We start from the raw sequence: 1,640 nt of genomic DNA on the forward strand, positions 1-1,640 counted from the left end.
CTTGAGCTTCATAATTTAAACCAACAGTTAATCCAGTAATATCGTAAGTATTAGGTGTTAGCCCAGTAATGGTTGTCCAAGTAGGAGCACCAACTTCTCTATATCTAAAATCGAAAGTATTCCCTGTTTGAGGGTTCCAATCAATAGTAGCTGTAGTCGATCCTACCGCAGATGCATTTCCACCAGTTGGCACAGCAGCACCAGGATTAAGTCTTGTTTCTCCTAAGTTAACCGTAGAATAATCACTAATAGTTTGATTGGTTAAAGTTACCGATTGGTAGCAAGGAGCTTCAATTAAAATATCATAAGTTCCAGCTTTAATAGGTCTGTAATAGTCACCATGCGAAATATCAGTTATTGTATGAGATCCATAATTATCATGACCTACTACAGTAATTGTAGCGTCTATAGGGTTTCCTGTCGTGTCATCAACGACAGTTCCTCTAAACCCATAAGTTCCTTGGGTTAAGAAGTCTAATAAGGCATCTCTATTATAATACCAATAATCATCTAATCGGCTTTCTTGTAGAATTTTTTGGTCAGACAGTTCAATAGTAATTTCTCTACATTGGTGGTAAAAATTCATATAATCTTGTCTTCCACCATATACACGATACCACTCAGCACCATGAGTTACCCCTGGACTAGGATATACGTTACTATCATCATCATCAGTCATGTAAGAGGCTTTGTATAAATATGGAGCACCAGCAGTACTACCTGCGTTTGCATCAGTTTGAGTATGAGTTGCGTATTCAACCCCAATATGCTCAAACCAATCCCCATCAGGATGTGTGTATTGGCTTACATAAGCATTATCAAAAGGATAATTAACAAGTTCTGTCCCACCATGAAAGTTAGCCGAAATCACAAAGTGATTCGAATCAGCTAAAGCCATAAAGGCTAAAGTTTCAGTTTGATAAGCATAGCCATCATCATGAGGGCCAGCGACATTATCAGGATAGTTTCTGTTTAAATCAATATTGTTTCCATTCCCTCTTCTTGCAGAAGTAACAGAGGTGTTACTAGCACTATTATGATAAGTACCGTCCGGATTTGCACTAGGGTTTATCCAAAGCTCAGCATTTTCAACTAAATTCTTAACTCTAGCATGATCGGCATGTCCAGTATCAGCATAAACAGTAAGTATGTAATCAATAAGCGTAAGCATCATTGGGTATCCAGCAATCTCATCACCATGCATAGATGAGGTCAGCATCAGTTTAGGCTCTTGCTCATCAGTACCTACATTATCAGAGATTTTCACAAATAATAGTTCTTTGTCTCCTTGTCCAGTACTTCCTATACTAAACGTTTCAACTAAAGTAGGATGGCTGTCTTCAAAATATTGCATATGTGTTGCATATTCCGCATACGTAGGATATGAATTGACAGGAAAAGTTAATGTTGCAGGACGACGTAGGTTTCTTTCATGAAGTGGTCTAACATCGTAAATTAAAGTTTCATCAACTTCATTTTCTTCAACAGGAACTTGAAAAGGAATATTTTTATCTTCAAAGGTTCTAAACTGTTGTTCATTAGCCCATGCAATAACTGTATTGGTTTTAGGATCAAAATTAACAATAGAGAAGTCTCTAGAGAACTGTTCAACATCTTTATGATTGTTGACTTGAAAAGTA

The 1,640-nt window shown here is 37.0% G+C and carries 1 protein-coding gene; it reads right to left on the reverse strand.

The genetic code is table 11. From position 1 onward, the window contains the following. A partial coding sequence (locus ACFS5M_RS14225) for a M14 family zinc carboxypeptidase (RefSeq protein ID WP_379899160.1) occupies positions 1 to 1,640 on the reverse strand: 1,640 nt, incomplete at both ends.

This window comes from Lacinutrix iliipiscaria, assembly GCF_042686125.1.
GTDB lineage: Bacteria > Bacteroidota > Bacteroidia > Flavobacteriales > Flavobacteriaceae > Oceanihabitans > Oceanihabitans iliipiscarium.